Origin of the sequence: Streptomyces viridochromogenes DSM 40736 (assembly GCF_000158955.1) — a bacterium.
Lineage (GTDB): Bacteria > Actinomycetota > Actinomycetes > Streptomycetales > Streptomycetaceae > Streptomyces > Streptomyces venetus.
In genome coordinates this window covers 160,224-164,399 of sequence record NZ_GG657757.1, presented here as the reverse complement: position 1 = coordinate 164,399, position 4,176 = coordinate 160,224, and the positions used below count along the sequence as shown (strand labels likewise).

General features: G+C 75.8%; 5 protein-coding genes. 2 read left to right on the top strand and 3 right to left on the bottom strand.

Annotated features, from left to right (window positions below; translation table 11 throughout):
* Positions 1-8: 8 nt before the first annotated feature.
* The 3 genes from SSQG_RS00800 to SSQG_RS00790 are packed head-to-tail and all read right to left on the bottom strand — an operon-like array spanning position 9 to position 2,502.
* Positions 9-467, bottom strand: coding sequence for an FAD-dependent oxidoreductase (locus SSQG_RS00800; protein ID WP_003987737.1), 459 nt, complete (start codon positions 465-467; stop codon positions 9-11).
* Entirely contained in the window at positions 464-1,291 is an 828-nt protein-coding gene (locus tag SSQG_RS00795; RefSeq protein WP_003987735.1) for a methyltransferase domain-containing protein, read from the bottom strand. The genes SSQG_RS00800 and SSQG_RS00795 overlap by 4 nt, the downstream gene beginning before the upstream one ends.
* Positions 1,292-1,308: 17 nt before the next feature.
* Positions 1,309-2,502: a lycopene cyclase family protein gene (locus tag SSQG_RS00790; protein WP_039934586.1), complete on the bottom strand. Its 1,194-nt coding sequence runs from the start codon at positions 2,500-2,502 to the stop codon at positions 1,309-1,311.
* 217 nt (positions 2,503-2,719) lie between these two features.
* Between SSQG_RS00790 and SSQG_RS00785 the strand changes: the two genes are divergently transcribed.
* Both SSQG_RS00785 and SSQG_RS38695 read left to right on the top strand, forming a co-directional pair.
* Positions 2,720-4,042, top strand: a complete 1,323-nt coding sequence (locus SSQG_RS00785; RefSeq protein WP_078507005.1) for a polyprenyl synthetase family protein — start codon at positions 2,720-2,722, stop codon at positions 4,040-4,042.
* Positions 4,039-4,176 (top strand): FAD-dependent oxidoreductase (locus SSQG_RS38695; protein ID WP_039931712.1); only part of this gene is annotated, 138 nt, incomplete at its 3' end. The genes SSQG_RS00785 and SSQG_RS38695, both read left to right, overlap by 4 nt.

The following is a 4,176-nucleotide window of genomic DNA, read 5'->3' as shown; positions in this document are numbered from 1 at the left end:
GGAAGGGCTCAGCGCGACGAAGCCGAGCGCGCTTCAGCGGCGGTGTGCGCGGGACGTGCCCGAAGCTGTCGTGCCACCGCCCGCGTGGCGCAGGGGATAAGTTTGGCAAAGCCCGTCAGGCGGGACAGCGCCGGATCGGTGCGACGCAGCAGGGCCCGCAGGTTGTAGTACTGGCGGAAGAACGCGTGGAAGCCGCGGCTCATCGTCACCGTGCTGCCGTCGGCGAGCCGGGTGGGCCAGCCGGCCAGCCGTCCGCCGAGCTGCGGCTCGCGCTCGTACAGGGTGACCCGTACTCCGCGTTCGGCCAGCGCCGTGGCGGCCGTCAGCCCGGCGATGCCACCCCCGACGACCGCTGCGTGCGGAGCGCCCGACGGGTCGGCGCGGCGCGTTCCGCCCGGCGCGGGCAGCAGCCGGGCCAGCCGGTCCCGCCCGGGGCGGTGCGCTGTGCGGCGGGGGCCGACGGTCATCGTGGGTTCCGCCCGCCGCGCCGTTCCGCGCTCTCGCCCCGCACCACGCCCGGACGCGCACCCATCGCCTCACCGGCACCGGCACCGGCACCGGCACCGGCCTGCCCCCGGTGCGTCGCCGGCCGGCGGGCCACCACGGTGTGCGTGATGCCGGTCTGCCAGCCGGGCAGCGGCAGGACCCGCACCCGTTCAAAACCGGCCCGCTCGACTCTCCGGCCCAGGGCGCCCGCGGTGTCGAAGCCGACGACACTGCGCCACAGATGACGGTAGAGCGGCCCGTCCCCGAGCAGCGTGGCCACCGGCAGCACGAGCCCCCCGCACACCGCGCTCCACACCGCCCGGTGCGCGGCCCGCCCGCTCAGGGCATACTCGTGCACCGCCAGGCGGCCGCCGGGCGCGAGCAACCGGTGAGCCGTGGTGAGCACGGCGTCCGGGTCGGCGACGTTCCGAAGCAGGTAAGCGGCGAAGACCGCGTCGAACGGACCGCTCACCCCTACCTCGTCCAGCCGCTCCACCGGCGCGTGCACGAACCGCACCGGCCGATCCCACGGCCGGTCCGCCGCGCGCCGCAGCATGCCCGCCGAGGCGTCGACCGCCGTGATGTCCGCGCCGGGCAGTACGGCGGCCAGGGCGGCCGTGGACGCTCCGGTGCCGCATCCCAGGTCCAGCACCCGCAACCCGCCGCCGCCCCGCGGGAGGCCGAGGCGGCGGACCGAACGGCGCAGGTGGGCGTGGTAACCGGGGTTGGCGGCCACGAGCGTGTCGTAGCTGCGGGCAGCGTGGTCGAAGGCGCCGGCCAGGTCGGCGTCGCGCAGAAGAGGCATACGGTCGGGCTCCGATGTCAGGCGGCCGGCGGGAACCGGCGCGGGGCGAGCGGGAGGGTGAGTGCGGAGGTGAGCATCGCGGTGACGGGCACGTGCGCCCCGATGCCGAGGTCCTCGGGCAGGCTGGTACGGCCGTCCAGGAACCGCAGCAGCCGCGGCGCGGGCACCTCCCGGAACAGACGGGTGAAGAAGGCCGGGCCGTCCACCCGGCCGCGGTCCAGGGCGTGCAGCAGCACGGAGTCCATGAGGCGGGCACGGGCGGAATGGGGGCGCGGCGGCAGCGGATGCCGTCCCCCGTGCAGCGCGTCCGCCACCGCGCCGGTCTGCCGCTGTACGGCGCTGAAGGTGTAGCCGGTCGAGGGGCGGGTGGCGCCGGCGCAGGCACCGATCCGGAAGACGCCCGTCGCGGTCTGCCGGGGAAGGTCGGCGTCCGTCATCGGGATCACCCCCTGCTCGCACGCGGTGACCTCGAAGCCCCGCACCCCGAGCAGCCGCTCCGCGTAGTCCCGCAGCGCGCGGTCGTACTCCACGCGCTCGAGCACCCGGCGGGAGAACTCCGTGTACTCGACGAGCGCCTCGTGCGGGCCGACGGGCAGCACATACCCGAACGAGAGCCCGTGCGCGGGCTGCGGCGTGCGGAAATCCATCAGCTCCACGACGGACGGGTCGAACTCCGGCCGCGCCGTACGGACGAACCAGCCTCGGAAGTGCTGCAGAAGCGTCGTGCGGGCGGGTGGGAGACGGGGGAGGGGACGCGAGTCGAACACCCAGCGGGCGCGGACGACGACACCCTCGCCGTCGGCGCGGCGGGCGTGCACCAGGGCACCGTCCGGCACCGGCGTGATCCGCGCGACGGTCGCCTCGACGCGCGACACCGGCCCGTTCGCCAACGCGCGGGCGGCCAGCGCCTCGAAGGCGTCGGACCGCAGCATCTTGTAGCGCAGCGGAGTGATCCCCGCGGTCACGGCCGTGCCGTCGGCGCCGCGCACCCGCAGCCTCCGCCAGGACGCGGTCAGCGCCTCGTCGTACGGCCCGCCGCCCTGTTCCCAGAAACACCAGGTGCGCGGTGGGGTGCGGGCCGGCCCCGGCGGCGCGGCCAGCAGCACCGTGTCCAGCCGTACGGCGCCCGCGGGCGGCCGGGCCAGACGCAGCGCGAGCGACAGCCCCGCCGCGCCGGCACCCACCACGGCGACATCGGCCTCCAGATCCACCACCGCTGCTCCTTGTCCGGCACCGGCTTTGACGAACCGTCCGCCCGATGCCGACCAGTGTTCCGGCCCTACGCGTCGATCGGATGCAGGCCGCGTGCCGTGTGTCGCGGACGCGTGCCACGACGGCGAGTGATTACCCGGTCGGCGCATCCGGTTCGGCACCGCACGCGGAATGTGTCTCGACGTGAACGATGTGACGACGGTCGAGAGGAACGCGATGTGCTCCACCCGGGCGACCTTCCGGCACTCGACGGCACCGCCGGGCGGGCCACCGGGTGACCCGGCCGCGCGTCACGACGGGCATCCGCCGACCACGCTCGGCCACGACGAGGGCTGCCCTGACCACGGTGGCGTCGACGAGGTCGGCACGGACCCCCGCGTCATCGACGCCGACGTGACCGCGGCGGTCCGCGCGGTGCTGGACCGGCTCCTCGCGGTCCGACTGGCCCGTGCGCGCGAACTGGACGCGGTCTTCGCGGAGGACCTCGCCGCACGGGTCACCGACTTCACCCGGCGCGGCGGACGTCGTATCCGCCCCCGGTTGCTGTGGTGGTCACTACGCGCCTGCGGTGGCGGCACCCCGGCACAGGTCCGGGCGGCGCTGCACGCCGGTGCGGCAGTGGAGCTGTTGCAGACCTGCGCACTCGTCCACGACGACCTGATGGACGCCGCCACGACGCGCCGGGGCCGCCCTGCCCTGCACACCGCCGTCGCCCGCCAGTACGGCGACATCCCGCGCGGCGCGGCGCGACGCCTCGGTGAGGCGGCCGCCGTGCTCGCCGGCGACCTGGCGCTCGCCTGGGCGGACGACGTGATGACCGATCTCCTGCTGGACGGTGACGATCTGCCACCCGAGGCCCCCGCCCGCGTCCGAGACATCTGGCGAGGCACACGGACGGAGACGATCGCCGGTCAGTACCTCGACATACAGGGCCAGGCGACCGGGCAGCCGACGCCGGCCCGCGCCCTGCGCGCGGCCTGTCTGAAGAGCGCGCTGTACACCGTGGAGCGCCCCCTCGCACTCGGAGCCGCCCTGGCAGGCGCCGGCCAGGAAGCCACGCAGGCCCTGTGCCGGGCCGGCCGCTGCGCGGGGCTCGCCTTCCAGTTGCGGGACGACCTCGACGACCTCTTCGCCGACCCGGACGTCACGGGCAAGCCGTCCGGCGGGGACGTACGCGAGGGCAAGCCCACCTACCTCATGGCGGTGGCCCGTGCCCGCGCCGCCGAGGGGGATCCGGTCACCCTCGGCGTCCTGGACGCGTCGCTCGGCCGCGCCGACCTGACCGAGAGCGGCCTCGACCGGGTCCGTGACGTGCTGACCGCCACCGGCACCCGCGACGTGGTCCAGGAGAAGATCGAGCGGCTCTGCCGCCAGGCCCTGCGCCACCTCGCCGCGGCCGATCCGGAGCCGGGCCCGGCGGCCGCCCTGCGGACCCTGCTCACAGCGATCACCGGCACACCCGGCCACGCGCCCGACCCGGCCGGGGGCCTGCCGTTCGCCGCCGCGCTCGGCACCGGGGGAACGGAGGCCATCCGATGACCCGAACCCTGAAGGGGCCGACCGACCATGTGGTGGTCGTCGGCGCCGGCCTGGCCGGCCTGTCGGCCGCGCTGCACCTGCTCGGCGCCGGCCGCCGGGTGACCGTCGTCGAACGCGACGAGGGACCGGGCGGG

What these genes read in the sequence shown, in the direction of transcription:
- SSQG_RS00785 (WP_078507005.1), top strand. Translation starts at nt 2,720, where the DNA reads ATGTGCTCCACCCGGGCGACCTTCCGGCACTCGACGGCACCGCCGGGC.
- SSQG_RS00795 (WP_003987735.1), bottom strand. Translation starts at nt 1,291, where the DNA reads ATGCCTCTTCTGCGCGACGCCGACCTGGCCGGCGCCTTCGACCACGCT.
- SSQG_RS00800 (WP_003987737.1), bottom strand. Translation starts at nt 467, where the DNA reads ATGACCGTCGGCCCCCGCCGCACAGCGCACCGCCCCGGGCGGGACCGG.